The sequence below is a fragment of the Arthrobacter glacialis genome (assembly GCF_002909415.1).
GTDB lineage: Bacteria > Actinomycetota > Actinomycetes > Actinomycetales > Micrococcaceae > Specibacter > Specibacter glacialis.
This window is the reverse complement of the sequence record NZ_PPXB01000001.1, coordinates 349,099-365,932: the sequence shown is the minus strand read 5'-3', so window position 1 is coordinate 365,932 and position 16,834 is coordinate 349,099. Positions and strand designations below refer to the sequence as shown.

17 protein-coding genes are annotated in these 16,834 nt (G+C 64.4%); 8 read left to right on the top strand and 9 right to left on the bottom strand.

Going from position 1 to position 16,834, the window contains the following annotated elements:
- Window positions 1-34: 34 nt before the first annotated feature.
- Window positions 35-679: an MBL fold metallo-hydrolase gene (locus CVS28_RS01620; RefSeq protein ID WP_103480408.1), complete on the bottom strand. Its 645-nt coding sequence runs from the start codon at window positions 677-679 to the stop codon at window positions 35-37.
- A 159-nt stretch (window positions 680-838) separates the two neighbouring features.
- On the opposite strand from CVS28_RS01620, the gene CVS28_RS01615 reads away from it, so the two are divergent.
- From CVS28_RS01615 to CVS28_RS01595, 5 genes are all read left to right on the top strand, one after another.
- Complete coding sequence (locus CVS28_RS01615) at window positions 839-1,576, top strand: response regulator transcription factor (RefSeq protein WP_103464012.1); 738 nt, start codon at window positions 839-841, stop codon at window positions 1,574-1,576.
- Window positions 1,567-3,135: a sensor histidine kinase gene (locus CVS28_RS01610; protein WP_103480407.1), complete on the top strand. Its 1,569-nt coding sequence runs from the start codon at window positions 1,567-1,569 to the stop codon at window positions 3,133-3,135. The genes CVS28_RS01615 and CVS28_RS01610 overlap by 10 nt, the downstream gene beginning before the upstream one ends.
- A 28-nt stretch (window positions 3,136-3,163) precedes the next feature.
- Complete coding sequence (locus tag CVS28_RS01605; protein WP_103480406.1) at window positions 3,164-3,805, top strand: hypothetical protein; 642 nt, start codon at window positions 3,164-3,166, stop codon at window positions 3,803-3,805.
- Between the two features lie 74 nt (window positions 3,806-3,879).
- Entirely contained in the window at window positions 3,880-4,584 is a 705-nt protein-coding gene (locus CVS28_RS01600) for a YcnI family copper-binding membrane protein (protein WP_103464009.1), read from the top strand.
- 134 nt (window positions 4,585-4,718) lie between these two features.
- The gene (locus tag CVS28_RS01595; protein WP_103480405.1) at window positions 4,719-5,375 is read left to right on the top strand and encodes a DUF4232 domain-containing protein; all 657 of its coding nucleotides are present in this window, start codon (window positions 4,719-4,721) and stop codon (window positions 5,373-5,375) included.
- 39 nt (window positions 5,376-5,414) lie between these two features.
- On the opposite strand, the gene CVS28_RS01590 is transcribed toward CVS28_RS01595, so the two are convergent.
- Window positions 5,415-5,984, bottom strand: coding sequence for a hypothetical protein (locus CVS28_RS01590; RefSeq protein WP_165788025.1), 570 nt, complete (start codon window positions 5,982-5,984; stop codon window positions 5,415-5,417).
- A 206-nt stretch (window positions 5,985-6,190) separates the two neighbouring features.
- Here CVS28_RS01590 and CVS28_RS01585 point away from each other — a divergent pair, with 206 nt between their 5' ends.
- Both CVS28_RS01585 and CVS28_RS01580 read left to right on the top strand, forming a co-directional pair.
- Window positions 6,191-11,059, top strand: a complete 4,869-nt coding sequence (locus tag CVS28_RS01585) for an ATP-dependent helicase (RefSeq protein WP_207797143.1) — start codon at window positions 6,191-6,193, stop codon at window positions 11,057-11,059.
- On the top strand, window positions 11,052-11,894 hold the full coding sequence (locus tag CVS28_RS01580) for a DNA-formamidopyrimidine glycosylase family protein (protein WP_103480403.1): 843 nt from the start codon (window positions 11,052-11,054) through the stop codon (window positions 11,892-11,894). The genes CVS28_RS01585 and CVS28_RS01580 overlap by 8 nt, the downstream gene beginning before the upstream one ends.
- Here the strand turns inward: CVS28_RS01580 and CVS28_RS01575 are convergent.
- The 3 genes from CVS28_RS01575 to CVS28_RS01565 form a co-directional block, all read right to left on the bottom strand.
- The gene (locus CVS28_RS01575) at window positions 11,884-12,327 is read right to left on the bottom strand and encodes a GNAT family N-acetyltransferase (protein ID WP_103480402.1); all 444 of its coding nucleotides are present in this window, start codon (window positions 12,325-12,327) and stop codon (window positions 11,884-11,886) included. The two genes, CVS28_RS01580 and CVS28_RS01575, sit on opposite strands and share 11 nt — an antisense overlap.
- Before the next feature lie 32 nt (window positions 12,328-12,359).
- Window positions 12,360-13,010, bottom strand: coding sequence for a maleylpyruvate isomerase family mycothiol-dependent enzyme (locus tag CVS28_RS01570; RefSeq protein ID WP_103480401.1), 651 nt, complete (start codon window positions 13,008-13,010; stop codon window positions 12,360-12,362).
- 64 nt (window positions 13,011-13,074) lie between these two features.
- Window positions 13,075-13,728, bottom strand: coding sequence for a hypothetical protein (locus tag CVS28_RS01565; RefSeq protein WP_103480400.1), 654 nt, complete (start codon window positions 13,726-13,728; stop codon window positions 13,075-13,077).
- 135 nt (window positions 13,729-13,863) lie between these two features.
- Between CVS28_RS01565 and CVS28_RS01560 the strand changes: the two genes are divergently transcribed.
- The gene (locus CVS28_RS01560) at window positions 13,864-14,790 is read left to right on the top strand and encodes a pseudouridine synthase (protein WP_103464001.1); all 927 of its coding nucleotides are present in this window, start codon (window positions 13,864-13,866) and stop codon (window positions 14,788-14,790) included.
- 74 nt (window positions 14,791-14,864) lie between these two features.
- Here the strand turns inward: CVS28_RS01560 and CVS28_RS01555 are convergent, their stop codons facing one another.
- The 4 genes from CVS28_RS01555 to CVS28_RS01540 all read right to left on the bottom strand — a co-directional run bounded on the left by CVS28_RS01555 (window position 14,865) and on the right by CVS28_RS01540 (window position 16,799).
- Window positions 14,865-15,230: a hypothetical protein gene (locus CVS28_RS01555; protein ID WP_103464000.1), complete on the bottom strand. Its 366-nt coding sequence runs from the start codon at window positions 15,228-15,230 to the stop codon at window positions 14,865-14,867.
- Window positions 15,227-15,838, bottom strand: a complete 612-nt coding sequence (locus CVS28_RS01550) for an Asp23/Gls24 family envelope stress response protein (RefSeq protein WP_165788024.1) — start codon at window positions 15,836-15,838, stop codon at window positions 15,227-15,229. The genes CVS28_RS01555 and CVS28_RS01550 overlap by 4 nt, the downstream gene beginning before the upstream one ends.
- Complete coding sequence (locus tag CVS28_RS01545) at window positions 15,835-16,404, bottom strand: RNA polymerase sigma factor (protein WP_243399623.1); 570 nt, start codon at window positions 16,402-16,404, stop codon at window positions 15,835-15,837. The genes CVS28_RS01550 and CVS28_RS01545 overlap by 4 nt, the downstream gene beginning before the upstream one ends.
- Before the next feature lie 137 nt (window positions 16,405-16,541).
- On the bottom strand, window positions 16,542-16,799 hold the full coding sequence (locus CVS28_RS01540; protein ID WP_103463998.1) for a GlsB/YeaQ/YmgE family stress response membrane protein: 258 nt from the start codon (window positions 16,797-16,799) through the stop codon (window positions 16,542-16,544).
- Window positions 16,800-16,834 lie beyond the last annotated feature (35 nt).

Below are 16,834 nucleotides of genomic sequence, written 5' to 3'. Positions count from 1 at the left end.
CCAAGACGATTCCTCCAAGGACCTCCAGCAGGCCCTATTGCGGACCCGCCAGCAAGCCCTTCAATGCGCCAAAGGGGTTGGCCACCTCGGCACCATGGGAGAACAACACCCGCTCCGCGTGGAGGGCCGCTATACGAATAAGCGACTCCTGTGCCTGGTCCAGGTCGTGAGTGAATGCTTCGGGTGACCGGCGAATGACAGACCCATCGCTGCCCGCCACATCACCGGGGAACAGCAATGAACTCTGCGCATGGAACAGGCTGCGGTGGCCTGGCGTATGTCCCGGAGTTGCCAACGCAACGAGCCCTCGAACTGATGCTCCTTCCGCGAGCGCCCGCAAGCCTGTTTCATGCGGAATCTGGGCGTGATCCTCAACGCCGGCCCAGACAAGAGGGTTATGGGTCATCCCCCAAATGTCAGCAAGTCCGCCAATGTGGTCCAGGTGTGAGTGCGTAAGAACAATGTCACTGATGTCCCGCCATGAGGCGTCGATTCCCGCCAGAGCTTCGCCGATCAGCCCCACGCTGCCGGGCATGCCCGTGTCGATGAGGACAACCCCATCGGGATGGGGAACCAGGAAGCAGCGAACGTCAAAATCGAGGGGTTCCGGACCTGCGACTCCCGCTGGCACATGGACATCCATGATGACAGCTTGAACGGCTGAATTGTCAGTTTCCATGGTGCCACCCCTGAGTCCTGGATAAGTTTCCTTCAGTATGGGCGCCTGCCGTACCGACGGCAACGCCGAACAAGGACATTGGGCGGCCCGGAAACAGGACACAGAGAACACTCGGGAATCATTCAGTAAACGTCGGGGTGGATGCCAGAGAATGGAGTCATGGCCCTTCCCACTCCAGCATCAGCAACCCCCAAGCTCAGCCGGGCAGACGGCGAACCCATCCGCGCCCTGGTGGTGGATGACGAACCGGAACTGGCTGACTTGATGCGCCGGGGCCTGGAAATTATCGGCTGGGAAGTCGCCGTGGCCCACGACGGCTTCGAGGCGTTAAAGATTTCGCGCGAGTTCATGCCCGATGTTCTGGTCCTGGATGTCATGATGCCGGGCATGGACGGGGTAGAACTGCTGCAGCGGATCCGCACCATCTACCCCGACGTGCCGGCGCTGTTCCTGACGGCCAAGGACGCTGTGGCGGACAAAGTCACGGGCCTCCAGGCTGGCGGCGACGACTACGTCAGCAAACCCTTCAGCATGAAGGAAGTTCTGCTCAGGCTCCACCGGATCGTCCAGCGCTCAGGCATCATGGCCCCGCAGTTCGCCCTGCTGAGCGTGGGGGATTTGACCCTGAACAAGGACACGAAGGTGGTCCAGCGCAGTGGTGTGGACATTTCGCTGACCACCACGGAGTTTGAACTATTGAAGTTCCTCATGGAGAACCCCCGCCACGTCTTGAGTAAGTCACGCATTCTGGACCGCGTGTGGAACTACGATTTCGGTGGCCAAAGCAACATTGTGGAACTCTACATCTCCTACCTCCGCAAGAAAGTCGACGCCGAGCAGGAACCCATGATTCACACCGTTCGAGGCTCCGGCTATGTGATCAAGCCATGCCTGTAAACAACCTCAAATTCACCCAGGCCCGGGCCCTCCTGCACCCCGGCAGCTGGCATCTGAGCACCCGCCTCGTGGCGATCATGCTGGCCCTGCTGACAGTCATCTGCGCCCTGGTGGGCCTAGTCAGCTACACCACCTTGAGCGTCACGGTGAACAACCAGCTGGACTCTTCACTTCAGCAGGCCGCCGTGCGCACCACAGCCTTTTATACCGGCTCCGGCCAGTCCCCCAACGGCGCCCTGCCCGACCCCCTCAACGCCCGCGCCACCAGCGCCGGCCAGCTCAGCGCAGTCCTGAGCAACGGTGTGGTCCACTATGCAGGAATCCTTTCCGGCTCCGGCACGCGCCAGCAGCTGACAACGGCCGACGCCGACATCCTGGCCGGGCTGTCCACCAACGGCGACCTCAGCACCAAGCGGCTCTCCCTGGGCGAATACCGGCTCCAGGCGCAGGCCGTCCCCAACGGTGACATCCTCATCACGGGCCTGCCCCTGGCCGCCACCCAACAGACCTTGAACACACTGGTGCTGTCCATTGTTCTGGTCTCCCTGGCCGGGCTCATGGTCCTGGGCTGGGCCGGCACAGTCATCATCCGGCGCAACATGCGCCCACTGGCCCAGCTCTCGGACACCGCCACCAAGGTTGCCACGCTAAGGCTCGACGCCGGTGAGGTCGCCTTGAGCGCCCGGGTCCCGGAGAATGCCGCACGCCCCGGCACCGAGGTGGGCAATGTGGGGAACGCCTTCAATGCCATGCTGGAGAACGTATCCCACGCCTTGGAGGCCAGGCAGCGCAGCGAAACCAAACTGCGACGTTTTGTTGCCGATGCAAGCCATGAACTGCGCACACCGCTGACGGCCATTCGCGGCTATGCGGAGCTGCTGTCCATGACGGAACCCCTCAGCACCGACGGCCAAACATCCCTGAGCCGGGTGCAGGACCAGTCGGTGCGCATGAGCCGCCTGGTGGAAGATCTGCTCACCCTGGCCAGGCTGGATGAAGCCCAGCAGGGTCCCAAAGGCGTCGCGGCGCAGAAACATGGCGCCCCAGCCGCGCCCGTCAACATGAGCCCGCTGGTCATGGAGGCCGTGAATGACATCCAGATGGTCAACGACGACCACCAGTGGAGCTTCACGGTCCCCGACGAGCCGGTTGACGTTTCATGTGACGACACATCCCTGCGCCAGGTGCTCTTGAACCTGCTGGCCAACGCCGCCAAACACACCCCTGCCGGAACAACCGTCCACACCTCCTTATCCCAAACCGCTGACGGCACCTGCGTGCTCGACGTCAGTGACAACGGCCCCGGCATTGACCCTGCCTTCCAAGAGGTCATCTTTGACAGGTTTTCACGCGCAGACCAGGCCCGCACCGCCACCGCCGGCAGCACCGGCTTGGGCCTGAGCATTGTGCAGGGGCTGGTGCGCTCACACGGCGGCACAGTGACCGTGACCAGCGCGCCAGGCCACACCACTTTCACTGTGCGCCTGCCCGGCGTTTTTCACCGCGGGGCTCCCTCGGAAACCCCAGGTGCACGGAACGGAAATTCCTCGATAAGCTAGGACAGTTGTCCGAGTCGAAGGGAGCAGTGTGCACAACGCTCCTTTCAGGTTGCTCCGGACCGTTTCCGTTGGCGCCACAGTTCTTGGCTTGGCCGCCGGGGCACACCTTGTGGCAGGTGGCACCTTGCCCGCATCAGGCATCATGGTTGCGCTCCTGGCGCTGCACGTGCTGTGCTCAACCGTTGCCACGCATTTCCGACTAACCCTGCCGGCCATGGTTGCCTTGTTGGGCAGCAGCCAGGTGGTGTTGCACCAGGCGTTTGAAACGCTTTCCCACAGCGCCACGGCAGCTCCCGGGACTGCGGGCCTGCATCAGCACGGCCTGTCCGCGGAAGCGAACACGGCAGCTCTGCTGGCAGCGGTGAACACCACGGCAGCACCGGGTCTGGAACACCTGGGCCACGCCGGGGCAATGTCCGGCTGGATGTGGGCAGCCCACATCACGGCCACACTGGCCACAGCCGCGCTGCTGGCCTACGGCGAAAACGCACTCTGGTCCCTCGCCAACTGGCTCCGACCGCTCTACCAGCGTGCCGCCGTCGTCCATGTCCTGCGGGTACAAAGTGCCCGCCCCAGAGTCATTCCGCGCCCCCTCCCCCGGCTGCCGTGGCGCAATCTGCGCCCCGACACGCGCCGCGGGCCACCCGCGCCGGCAACAATTTTCGCCTAGCACCCTTCGAACAACTCGCAGGGTGTCATTCCCCCCTGTACTTTGCGCCCTTGCGCGTTCGAAAGGTTTCACCCATGCGTATTTCCCGTACCCTCAAGACCACTCTTGCCGTTGGCGCCACCACGTCCCTGATGATGTTGGGGCTGGGCAGTGCCTCCGCCCACGTCAGCGCCACCCCCACCGAAACAGCCGCCGGCGCCTACTCGCTGGTGACATTCTCGGTAGGCCACGGCTGCGAAGGATCCCCCACCACCGCCGTCACCATCACCTTGCCCGATGAGCTCAACGACGCCACGCCCACGGTCAACCCGAACTGGACCATCACCACGGCCCAGCAAAAGCTGGAAACCCCACGGACCCTGGCCAACGGCAGCAAGATCAGTGAGCGCACCGAGTCCATCACCTACACGGCCAAGACACCGCTGGCCGACCACCAGCGCGACACGTTCACCTTGTCGGTGCAATTGCCCGAAACGGCCGGAACTACCTTGCATTTCCCCACCTTGCAGACATGTGAAACCGGCCAGACGGACTGGAAGGAAATCCCTGCCGCTGGTGCCGACCACGATTCCGTGAAAGCCCCGGCACCCGAACTGACCGTCACTGCCGCGGTGGCGCAGGACGCCCACGACGGCCACGATGCTGCTGCTTCTGTTGCTTCTTCCGCTTCCGCGAGCGACGCCGGAACCACCTGGCCGGCCTGGCTGGGCCTGGGTGCCGGGCTGGCCGGGCTGATCCTCGGTGGCCTGGCATTCTGGCGCACCAGCCGCAAGGCATAACCGCCCCTTTTCGCTCCATCCCGCGGGGCAGCCAGCTTTGACGCTGACCTGCTGCCCCGCGGGACGAGTTTCAGCTACGGGGCTTTACGGCGGGGCCGGTTGACTCGGGAACCTCTGACGGCAAAAGTGGAGGCATGACTTCCGCTCAGCGCACCCACACCGGCCGATTCCGCAACAGTCAGGCACTCGCCTTGCTCGCAGTCCTCGGCATAGGGGCATCATTGACAGCGTGTGGCCCGCAGAACACCCCGCCGACTCCCGAAGCTTCCAGTGCCAGCCCCAGCGCAACGGCAACCGCCAGCAGCACTGAAGGGACGCCGTCGTCCGCGCCAACCGCGGCCCCCAGCACCTCGGCGAGCACACCGGCAGCCACTCCACTATGCACGGCTGCATTCTTGACGGGCTCACTGGATGATTCGGGCGGCGGCGCGGCGGGGCACATTTTCATGAAGTTGATCGTGGCCAATTCTTCCGGCGCGGATTGCATCTTGGATGGCTATCCCGGGGTTTCCATGGTCCAGGCCGGCAGCATCACGCCCATCGGCGCGCCGGCCGAACGTGACCCGCAGGCACCTTCCAACGGGCCCATCACGCTGGCGCCGGGGCAAAGCGCAGCAGCAGTTTTGCGCTACACCCAGGCCGGCAACTACCAGGACTGCCAGCAAGTTCAGGCCGATTCAGTTCTGGTCTACCCACCGAGCGCAACCGACAGCCTGGCGATCCCCCACGCTTTGACGGCGTGCAGCAATGACGCCATCAAGCTGCTGAGCATCGGAGCGTTCCAGCCGTAGGTTTATGCACGCTCGTTTGCGCTTGCTGGTTTGCGCACGCTAGGGGCGGAGTGCTTCTTCGGGATCAAACTCTTCGAAGGAGCCAATGAATCCGGGGTCGCTGTCCTGCGATTCCCGGCGGGTTCCGTGGCGCAGCACGTAGAGTTTGTTGGCGGCAAAAGCCAGGATGCCAGCCGAGAGCAGGTGAAGTGCGCCGCCCAGAACGTCTGCTTGAATCACCATGGCCAGCAGGCCGGCAAACGCCACGCTGCCGCCCAAAGTCATCAGGAAGCGGAACCGTTCAAACTTGCCGTATGTGACTATTGCCGCGCCAAGCACAACCCAGGGGCCGCAGCCGTGCAGGAAGGGAATCAGGGCGCTTAGCAGGACTCCCAACAGCGTTCCGCCGGCAAGGTACAAGTAGTGATTGCGTGGGGCCAGCCACCATGAGGGGTGCTTCCACAGCCACCCGGCGCTGGCGGCACCAACCACCAGGGTGCCCACAACAAAAACACCGGCAAAGGCGCCATTGCCGCGCCCAGCCACCATGCTGATGGCCCCGGAAACGAGAAACAGCAACGACAAACCAAGCATAGGGACCCAATTGTTCCCAATATGCTTTGTCTTCACTGCCTTGTCCTCCCGGCCATCGGATGCTTCAGGAGTACGGCCAGTCGCGCAACAAAACTATGGACTGGCAACGGCAACCATTGCCACCCCTACCGATTAGATTACCGCTAGGCACAGACACTCGCGGACAGTACGGCGTGTCACGCGCGACACGTCTACCCCGCAGCATGTGACGAGCCGGTGTCCAGTGCCACAATGTCAGTCCAATGCGGCATGATGGAGCCGTGCAAGCAACTTCGCCAACAGCAGTCATGAACCAATTCGCAGCACCCACGCGCGAATGGTTTCTTGGCGCGTTCGGCTCCCCAACACCAGCCCAGTCCGGGGCTTGGGACGCCATTGCCAGCGGCGCACATTCCTTGGTGGTGGCACCCACCGGTTCAGGCAAGACACTCGCCGCCTTCCTGTGGTCCCTGGACGGACTCATTGCCAGGGAAGGTTCGACGGCGGACACCTCCCCTGCACCGGGCTCCCCGGCTTCAGCTGCACCCCCGTTCAAAAAAGGCACCCGTGTCCTGTACATCTCCCCCCTGAAAGCTTTGGGCGTCGACGTGGAGCGGAACCTGCGCGCACCCCTCATTGGGATCACCCAAACCGCTGCCCGGCTGGGTGTGGAAGCACCGCATGTCACCGTGGGAGTCCGCTCCGGGGACACCCCGACCAATGAACGCCGCCGCCTGCTCAGCCATCCCCCGGACATTCTGATCACCACGCCGGAATCCCTGTATTTGATGCTGACGTCCAAGGCGCGCGAAACCCTCACCGACGTGCACACTGTCATCATTGACGAGGTCCACGCGGTGGCCGGCACCAAGCGCGGCGCACATTTGGCTGTTTCGCTGGAACGCCTCGACGCCCTTCTGGACACCCCCGCCCAACGCATTGGCCTGTCCGCCACGGTTGAACCACACTCCACCGTGGCCCGTTTCCTGGGCGGCAACGCACCCGTGACCGTCGTGGCCCCGCCCAGCACCAAAAACTGGAACCTGGCCGTCACCGTACCCGTTGCGGATATGACAGAGTTGCCTGCGCTGGCCGCTGCCCACGATCTTGGCCCGGCTTCCGGCCTTGCGCCCAATGCCTCCATCTGGCCGCATGTGGAGGAAAAAATTGTGGACGCCGTGCTGGCCAAGAAATCCACCATCATCTTCGCCAACTCGCGCCGACTGGCCGAGCGGCTCACAGGCAGACTCAACGAGATTTACGTGGAGCGGCTGGAACTTGCTTCCCTGACAGGCGCGACCGAGGCCGACGTCGAACCCTCCCCGGCGCAACAGTGGCGGTCCGCGCCTGAGTCAGGGCCGTCCCCCACGAGGCTGCCGGCGGAAATGATGGCGCAGGCCGGCTCCGTGGCCGGTGCACCCAACGTGCTGGCGAAGGCGCACCACGGATCGGTGTCCAAGGAGCAGCGGGCGCTCATTGAGGACGATCTCAAGTCCGGGCGCTTGCGTGCCGTGGTGGCCACCTCCAGCCTGGAATTGGGCATTGACATGGGCGCCGTGGACTTGGTGATTCAGGTGGAGTCGCCGCCGTCGGTGGCCAGCGGTTTGCAGCGTGTGGGCCGCGCAGGGCACCAGGTGGGCGAGATTTCCGACGGAATCTTGTTCCCCAAGCACAGGGCCGATCTGCTGCACTCGGCCGTGACCGTGGAGCGGATGCTGGCCGGCCAAATAGAGCCGCTCTCCATCCCGGCAAACCCGCTGGATATTTTGGCCCAGCAAACCGTGGCCGCCACGGCGCTGGAGCCTCTGGATGTGGACGAATGGTTTGACACCGTTCGCCGCAGTGCGCCATTTTTGGCCCTGCCGCGTTCGGCCTTTGACGCCACCTTGGATCTGCTGGCAGGGCGGTACCCCTCCGATGAGTTTGCCGAGCTGCGCCCGCGCATCGTCTGGGACAGGACGGCCGGCACCATCACTGGACGGCCCGGAGCGCAACGGCTGGCCGTCACCTCCGGCGGGACCATCCCGGACCGTGGCCTGTTTGGCGTGTTCATTATTGGTTCGGAGGAACCAGGGGCCGCCGGGGCAGCCAACAAGGGCGGGCGCCGCGTGGGCGAACTCGACGAGGAGATGGTCTACGAATCCCGGGTGGGCGACGTGTTTGCCCTGGGTGCCACGAGCTGGAAGATTGAGGACATCACCTTTGACCGGGTGCTGGTCTCCCCCGCGTTTGGCCAGCCGGGCAAGCTGCCATTTTGGAAGGGCGATTCCCTGGGGCGCCCGGTGGAGCTGGGCAAGGCGCTGGGTGCTTTCATCCGAGAGGTCAGTGCGGCGCCACGCAAAAAGGCGCTGGCCAGGTGCACGGCCACGGGCCTGGACGAATGGGCCGCCAACAACCTGCTGGGCTACCTGGATGAGCAAAAGGCCGCCACCACACAGGTCCCCGATGACAAGACACTCATGGTGGAACGCTTCCATGACGAGCTGGGCGACTGGCGTGTGGTCCTGCACAGCCCCTTCGGCATGCCGGTCCACGCCCCGTGGGCCTTGGCCGTGGCCGCCCGGCTGCACGAACGCTACGGCTTGGACGGCTCAGCCATGGCGTCCGACGACGGCATTGTGCTGCGGGTGCCCCTCATGGACGACGAACCGCCGGGCGCAGAACTGTTCATCTTTGAACCCGATGAACTGGATGGGATTGTCACGGCGGAGGTGGGCGGCTCGGCCCTTTTTGCCAGCCGCTTCCGCGAATGCGCCGCCCGGGCACTGCTGCTGCCCCGGCAAAACCCCGGCAAGCGCTCTCCCCTGTGGCAGCAGCGCCAACGCTCCGCCCAACTGTTGGATGTGGCGCGGAAGTACCCGCAGTTCCCCATCGTGTTGGAAACAGTGCGCGAATGCCTGCAGGATGTATACGACCTCCCCGCGCTGAAGGCCATCGCCACCAGCATTGAGCGCCGCGAGCTGCGCATGGTGGAAACCACCACCAGCGAGCCCTCCCCCTTTGCCCGCTCGCTGCTCTTTGGGTATGTGGCCAGCTTCCTCTATGAGGGCGATTCCCCGCTGGCCGAGCGACGCGCGGCAGCACTGTCCCTGGACCCCGCGCTGCTGGATGAACTGCTGGGCAGGGCCGAGCTGCGCGAACTCCTGGACCCCGGCGTCATTGCCACCACCGAAGCCCAGCTGCAGCGCCTCGCCGGCAGTGGCAAGGACAGCGACCGCCGCGCCCGCGGACTCGAAGGCGTGGCGGACCTGCTGCGCCTCCTGGGCCCGCTCACCGTCAGCGAGGTTGCCGCGAGGCTTGTCCCGTCCAGCGATGCGGGGAGCAACGACGCCGGGACTTTGCCCGAGCCTGCTGCCTCGGCTGAGCATCTCGCCGAGTCCGCCGCGCACCTGGCCGAACTCGTCTCCGCGAACCGCGCCCTGCGCGTGAACATGGCGGGCGAGGAACGGTTCGCCGCCATCGAGGACGCGGCCCGGCTGCGCGACGCCCTTGGCATCCCGCTGCCCATGGGCGTGCCGCTGGCATTCATCGAACCCGTGGCCGATCCGCTCGGGGACCTCATAGGCCGCTATGCCCGCACCCACGGCCCCTTCACCGCGGCGGACGTGGCCGCTCGGCTGGGCCTTGGGGTCGCCGTCGTCCATTCAGGATTGGCCCGGCTCGCAACAGACAAACGCGTCACCGAGGGTGAGTTTTTGCCGGCTGGTTTCGCACGCCCCGATGGCGGCTCCGAGTGGTGCGACATTCAGGTGTTGCGGCAGCTGCGCAGCCGGTCCCTCGCCGCGTTGCGGGCGGAGGTTGAGCCCGTGGACGCCAGCACTTTTGCGCGGTTCCTGCCCGCCTGGCAGCACGTCACGGCGGCATCCAACGCACCAGCCTTACGAGGTTTGGACGGCGTGCTGACAGTGGTTGACCAACTGGCGGGGGTGCCCATTCCGGCGTCGGCGTGGGAGCAGCTGGTGTTGGCGGCGCGGGTGGCGGACTACCGTCCGGCCATGCTGGATGAGCTGACGGCCACGGGCGAGGTCCTGGTCTCCGGCGCCGGCTCCCTGGGTTCCAACGACGGCTGGCTGAGCCTGCATGTGGCCGAATCCGCCGAGCTGACCCTGCCGCCGGCCCAGGACTTCACCCCCACCGAGCTCCATCAGGGTGTTTTGGCTGCCTTGAGCAACGGGGGCGCGTACTTCTTCCACCAGCTGCGCGAGATGGCCGCCCACGGCCCCGACGTTGTGCCCTCAGATGACGAGCTCACTGCCGCTTTGTGGGACCTGTTGTGGGCCGGGCTGATCAGCAATGACACGTTTGCCCCTGTTCGTGCCATGTTGGCCGGCGGGCATACGGCGCACAAGCAAAAAGCGCCCCCCTCGCGGCTGCGCCCTGCCCGGGCTGGGCGCTATGGCCGGCTGCCGGGGCGGGCTGCGGGCGCGCAACGCGGGGTTCCCCCGCTGGGTGCCGGCCGCTGGAGCGCACTGCCCACTTCACTGGCTGATCCAACCACGGAGCCCAGCACACAGACCACGCTGCGCAGCCACGCCCTGGCCGAGCTGTTCCTGGACAGGTATGGGGTGGTGACGCGCGGTTCCGTCATGAATCAGGGAATTCCCGGCGGGTTTGGGCTCATGTACAAGGTGCTGGCCCGGCTGGAGGAAACCGGAAAGTGCCGCCGCGGCTACTTCATCGAGCATCTGGGTGCCGCCCAGTTTGCCGTCTCCGCCACCGTGGACAGGCTCCGGACCTTCAGCGAGGACGCAGCCCTGGGCCACCGCGCGCCGCAGGCCTTGGCTCTGGCCGCCACAGACCCCGCCAATCCCTACGGTGCCGCACTGAGCTGGCCGCCGCTGGATTCCGGTCACCGCCCCGGGCGCAAGGCCGGCGCGCTGGTGGTGATGGTCGACGGCGCACTGGTCCTGTACGTGGAACGCGGCGGGCGCACGCTGCTGTGCTTCAGTGACGATCCGGTCCTCATTTCCCTGGCGGGCGCCGCCCTGGTTCAGGTAGTCAAGCGTGGCGCCATCGACAAGATGGCCATTGAAAAAGTGAACGGCGCCGGGATTCTGGACACCCCCCTGGCAGCGGCGTTGTTGGCTGCCGGAGCCTACAGTTCCCCCAGCGGAGTGCGGATCCGTGCCTGAGGGCGACACCGTCTGGCGGCAGGCCCGGGATCTGCGCGCCGTCCTTGAGGGACAAACCCTGACAGCCACTGACTTCCGGGTGCCTGCGTACGCAACATTGAACTTCAGCGGTCAGCCAGTGACGTCCGTCCAGTCAAGGGGCAAGCACCTGCTCATGATGGTGGGCGGCAGTGCCAATGGAGCCAGAGCTGTCATCCATTCGCATTTGTCCATGGAAGGCCACTGGGACATTTATCCTGTGGCCCCGGGCGGCCGGGCCGGGCGCTGGCGGCGGCCCGCATTCACGGCGCGCGTGGTGCTGCAAACGGAGCTGGCAACGGCGGTGGGGTTTTCTCTGGGCACGCTGGAAGTCCTCACGCCGACCGAGGCCGCGGCCGCCGTCGGGCATCTTGGGCCTGATCTGCTGGGGCCGGATTGGGACGCGCAGGAGGCCCTGCGCCGTCTGCTTGCCAACCCGGACCAGGCCATTGGACTGGCACTGCTGGATCAACGAAACCTGGCCGGAATCGGCAACATTTACCGCAATGACCTGTGCTTCCTGGGCGGCGTGCACCCTGCTGTTGCAGTGGCCGAGGTGCCAGACTTGCCGCGGATGGTGGCGCTGGCAAAACGGCTGCTTGAGGCCAACAAGGACAGGTCGTTGCGGTCCACCACGGGTGGTCCGGCGCGGGGCGATGCCGCGGCATGGGTGTACGGGCTGGCCGGCAAACCGTGCAAGCGATGCGGCTCGCTGATCAGGCACGCAACCCTGGCCGATCCGGCAAACCCCGCACGGGCGGCGCGGGACATTTACTGGTGTCCGCGATGCCAGGCCCCGGCGGTCTCTAGCGTGTGAAGGTGAAGAACGTGACGGGCGCGGCGTCAGCACCCTGGGCTCGGTAAAATTCCAACGCACCCGCGTCCTCATTGTCGGCCGGGACAAATACGTTGTAGATGCCTATCCGGGCAGCGCCAGTGCGTAATTCATCCACCAGCCGGGTTGCGACGCCCTGCCGCTGGTGGTCTTCGCGGACCGCAAGATCGTAAATAAACACCTCCGACGACGGGGACCGGGTCATCGGCAGGGTGTGGGCAGTGAGGCCGCCCACCACGTCCGCACCGTCAAACGCCGCCATGGCCCAGAAGGAATCACTGCCGAGCAGCTTCCGCACGTATTCCTCGGAGAGCGGCGCACTGCCCTCGTCAAAGACCGCAGCCATCATGGCAAACAAAACGGCGGCCACGGCCTCGTCGCCGCGGGCCAACCGTTTGACCTCCAGATCACCCATGGCAACATCATGCCATGGGTGGCGTCTGGCGGTCAGTGCCCGGTACCCATGACCCGTGACTTGAGGATCTGCACGCCGGGTCCCTCCAGGTCCTCGAGGTAGGGCGCGCGTCCGGCCATTGCCATGACCAGGGCCAGGGTCGTCCCGGTGACCAGGGCTCCAACACCAGCAGCGAAGGGCCCGTCGTTTGCCTTCAGCTGCAGGCCTTTGGCGTTGCTGCCGCTGGCCACTGCGAAATTGCGGCTCGCGTAGAATTCCGCAACCGGCGTCAACGCCTCAATCGACGGTGTGCGGGTCAGCCCTAGTGGTTGGCGGATGTCTTGTGCGTGGACAAGGATTTCTCCCAGGTATGCCGGGGTGTGGGACGATGGCGCGAGGCTGCTGTTGATGACGGCACGGAACCGGTCAAGAGTCTCAGCCGGGGTGCTGCCGAGGTGCTCCTGCAGACGGCGTTGATTGTGGATGTCAGGCCGAAAGCGCGCACCCAGCATGCTGCGCATCCATTGCCACTGGCCCACGCTCGCCGCCGCACTCAGATGCGCAACCACCTGTTCAACATCCCACTGCCCGCACAGCGTGTGCAGATGCCATTGCTCAGTGGTGAGTCCGGCCAAATCGTCAGCCAGGGCCGCACGCTCAGCATGCGCAAGGGCCCACAATGTGCTGTCCAAGGGTTTTGCCATGGTTCCGGTCTCCTTATTTCAATGTCGGGGCCGCCAGCAACATCCGCTGAAGGCAGCTGCCTGGTCATGTCAGCTTTGAAACGCCCACAATGATGACCTGCGTGGTCTTGCTGCCGTCGTAGCGGAGATCGTATTCAACGTTGAACCCCAAGGCTTTCCCGACACCAACGGCATAGCTTGACTTCTTGCCGGGCTCCTCTTGAGTGCTGGTAATCCAGCGTTCCACCGGGTCTGCGTCAAGGCCGTAACTGTGCACGGCATCTCGCAACAATGCCACATATTCGTCAAGAGTTTCTGCCGTCAGGAAATAGTGGACAACATCCAACACCGGGCTGCTGTCTGTTGTCACGAAGCGAACATGGTTGGTGTCTGCCTCGAGCGTGCCGCTGCTTCCCGCGATGGTCAGCCGAAGTTTCTCCCCTTCGTTGGCGATGACGTCGGGGCCATACGCTGTGTCCGGCAGCCCGACGTCGGACTTGGCGATGGACCCGGCGCGAAAGTCCAGGCGGAGGGACCGTGATGCCTTGGCCCGGGCGATCCCGAGCTCGTCAAGGGTGGAGAGTTCGGCGTTGTCCACCAACTCCTCCGGGGTGAAGTCGGGTGGTCCGCTTGACTTGCGGACCGAGAATCCGCATCCGGCGAGGGCCGGTCCGAGCACGGCCAGGGCGCCTGCCACCACCATCCGGCGTGAGGGGTGTGCGATGAATTGATCAGACACAGACAGTCCTTCCGGCAGTGTTGCTTCCAGCCTAGGCGATCAGCGGGTGCGGGCGGCCCCGTGCTTTCGAGCATCCGCACAGTTGTCAGGGGCATGGTCAGCGCCATGACGAACCGTCGGTACCCTTGAATGGTGATGAAATCTCCCCTTCCCGTGCGCAATGGCGTCAATGCCACCCGCGTGCGCATCCCCGATGAGGGTCCCTGGACAACAGCCATGGAGTTTGTGCTGGAAAAGTTCGGCCATGTTGACCCGGCCGGGATTGTGGACAGGTTTGAACGCGGCGAAGTCATGGCGCTGGACGGCGAAATTATCACCCCCGCAACACCGCTGAACCAGCACATGTTCATTTGGTACTACCGCGAAGTCCCCGTGGAAGAACGCCTGCCCGTGGAACTGTCCGTGTTACACCACGACGACGACCTTGTTGTGGTGGACAAGCCGCACTTTTTGCCCACCACGCCCGGGGGCATGTACGTGCAGGAATCGGCGCTGGTGCGTTTGCGGGTGCTCCTGGATTTGCCCGAGCTGGTGCCCATGCACCGGCTGGACAGGATGACCGCCGGAGTGCTGCTGTTCTCGGCCAACCCGGACACCCGCGGCAAGTACCAAACACTGTTTGAGAAGCGGCGCATCCAAAAGACGTACCGCGCAGTGGCACCCGTGCGCGAAGACCTGGAACTGCCGTTGGTGGTGCACAGCCGCATGATCAAATCGCGCACCTACCTATTAGCCCAGGAAGTTCCCGGCGAGCCCAACGCCGAAACCCGGATTGAGCTCATGGACACGCGCGTGGATGAATCTACAGGCGAGAAGCTTGGCCTGTATGACTTGGCCCCGCACACGGGCAAGACGCACCAGTTGCGCGTGCACATGGCATCCCAAGGCATCGGGATCCTCAACGATTCGTTCTACCCTGTCCTGCACGAAAAGGCGCCGGATGACTACACCAAACCGTTACAGCTGCTGGCCCACAGCATTTCCTTCATTGACCCGCTGACCCGCGAACCCGTGACGTACTCCTCGAAGCTGGAGCTTGCAGCCTTCCCGAACCACAACTAACCCGCAGAAAACGTCGAAAATTCGCGATTTTGGTGCGATTTTCGGCGTTTTCTGCGGGTTAGTTGCAAAGCGGGTCAGGAACCGATCGCGGCGATCGCCACCACTGCCCTGACATCCACCTCGGGTCGCTGCAGCGCCACCTGTGCACGTATCAGGGCCGCCACCGAACGCGCTGTGGCGGGCGCCGGCAGCGTGCCGTCGGTGCCGATCCGCACTTGGACACTCATGACGGGCCGCGTGGCACCCGCACCGGACTCGTCGTCGGCCAGGCCAGCTTCCTCGGTGCACACAACAAAGGGCACCGGCGCTGGCTCACCGTTTGGTCCCAACAGCGCCCCCAACGCCTTGACGGCATTGAGCCAGAGCGGATCCGCGGAGTACACGGCGGCTACCCCGTCCGCACCCAGCACCATGTTGTGGATGTCCTCCTCCAAGCTCACTGCTTTCCCTCTTCCGTGCTTTCAGGCGCCTCTGCATTCCGGGTACCGTCCCCCAATGGCGGGCGCATGTCGGTGAATGCCACGTTGACGGCTGCAATATTCAGTTCAGTTTGTACCAAAATTTGCGCCAAAACAGCTTCCCGCAGTTCCTGCGCCAGCGACGGCAGCTGGTAGCCGTAACGGGCTGAGACGTTAATGTTCACTTCCACGGGCGCACCGGGGACGCTCACATCACCCTCAAGCCGGCAGCGCCCAATGAGCACCCCGCCCAGGGAGTCTCCCACGGCGCGAACCATGGCAATGACTGAGCCTTCAGTCGCGCTCAAGTCCTCCATATCGCCGCCTTCCAAGGGAATGGACCGTCCGGCCCGGGTCTCCAGCTTCAAGTTTGCCAAGATGCCATCCAACCAACCTGTATCCCCTGCACTTGCGCTGGCCACGTCGTCGTCCAGCAACTCCATGGCCGCAGCATTGAGGCTGCGAAGCCCCGCCAGCCGCGCCTGGCATTGCGGGCAGTGGTCAATGTGTTCTGCGTCCGGGGAGGCGCCAGTGTCCAGGTAATCACTGAGGTCTTCGATGTGCCTGCCGCAATCTTGCGTGTGGTTCATCGCCATTCCTCCATTTCCTTCACAAGCGTTGTCCGTGCCCTGGCCAGCCGGCCACGAACACTGGCGGCACTGATGCCCAGCGCCTCGGCAATTTCCTCATAGGACTGCCCACCAAATTCCTTCAAGACCCAACATCGTCGTTGTTCCTCGGGCAGCCGGGCCAGCGCAGTACTCAACGCCTGCCGCGCGGAGCCCGCAACGGCCGCCTGATCGGGAGTGGGAGCCTTGTCGGCCGTCTCCGGCTGCTCGTCCACATTCCCATGGGACTTTCGACGCCGGCCCGCATCCACCGCCCGACGCCCCACGATCCGCATCAGCCACGCTTTTACCGCTGTCCCGTCCTGCAGAGACCCAATGTCCTTCCACGCCGTGATCAGCGCGTCCTGCACTACGTCGTCGGCCTCGTCGTAGGTCCGGGCAAGGCGCCGGGCATAGGCCCGCATCAGCGGTCCATGCCGCCGGGCCAGGGCCTCAAATGCGGCCACATCGCCGTCGCCGGCCCGCTCCGCCAGAACAGCGTCAGGGGCGTCGGCGAGCTTGCCCGTTGGATTGTGTAATCGTGTCACCGGTATTGGCCTCTCTTGATGTCCCCGCCATGTCCGTGCTCGGTGCTCAACAGCGTTGCCCCCATGGACAACGATGAGCCCATGCGCAGCATTGGCCGGCAGAACGGAAGCTCCTGCCGGCCAATGCTGCACGGTGTTTAGTTGCGGCCCTTGATGGCGCCGTACCCTGCTGCAACCACAAGACCGCCGCCGATGGACAGCAGCCACGTCCGGATGTCGAAGAAGGAGCCCAGATCCGTGCGGAAGATGAGCGTTCCCAGGAAACCGCCAACAATGGCGCCAACAACACCCAAGATGATGCTGGTGACCCAACCGCCGCCCACCTTGCCCGGCATGACGGCCTTGACGATGACGCCCACAATGAGGCCCAGAAGAATGAAACTAAAGAAACCCATGATGTTCTCCTCGTTCGGTTATTTGCGTGTTCAAG

Excerpts from the sequence above, each read along its gene's own strand:
- CVS28_RS01620 (WP_103480408.1), bottom strand. The coding sequence starts at position 679 with ATGGAAACTGACAATTCAGCCGTTCAAGCTGTCATCATGGATGTCCAT.
- CVS28_RS01615 (WP_103464012.1), top strand. The coding sequence starts at position 839 with ATGGCCCTTCCCACTCCAGCATCAGCAACCCCCAAGCTCAGCCGGGCA.
- CVS28_RS01610 (WP_103480407.1), top strand. The coding sequence starts at position 1,567 with ATGCCTGTAAACAACCTCAAATTCACCCAGGCCCGGGCCCTCCTGCAC.
- CVS28_RS01600 (WP_103464009.1), top strand. The coding sequence starts at position 3,880 with ATGCGTATTTCCCGTACCCTCAAGACCACTCTTGCCGTTGGCGCCACC.
- CVS28_RS01595 (WP_103480405.1), top strand. The coding sequence starts at position 4,719 with ATGACTTCCGCTCAGCGCACCCACACCGGCCGATTCCGCAACAGTCAG.
- CVS28_RS01585 (WP_207797143.1), top strand. The coding sequence starts at position 6,191 with ATGCGGCATGATGGAGCCGTGCAAGCAACTTCGCCAACAGCAGTCATG.
- CVS28_RS01575 (WP_103480402.1), bottom strand. The coding sequence starts at position 12,327 with ATGGGTGATCTGGAGGTCAAACGGTTGGCCCGCGGCGACGAGGCCGTG.
- CVS28_RS01570 (WP_103480401.1), bottom strand. The coding sequence starts at position 13,010 with ATGGCAAAACCCTTGGACAGCACATTGTGGGCCCTTGCGCATGCTGAG.
- CVS28_RS01560 (WP_103464001.1), top strand. The coding sequence starts at position 13,864 with ATGAAATCTCCCCTTCCCGTGCGCAATGGCGTCAATGCCACCCGCGTG.
- CVS28_RS01550 (WP_165788024.1), bottom strand. The coding sequence starts at position 15,838 with ATGAACCACACGCAAGATTGCGGCAGGCACATCGAAGACCTCAGTGAT.
- CVS28_RS01540 (WP_103463998.1), bottom strand. The coding sequence starts at position 16,799 with ATGGGTTTCTTTAGTTTCATTCTTCTGGGCCTCATTGTGGGCGTCATC.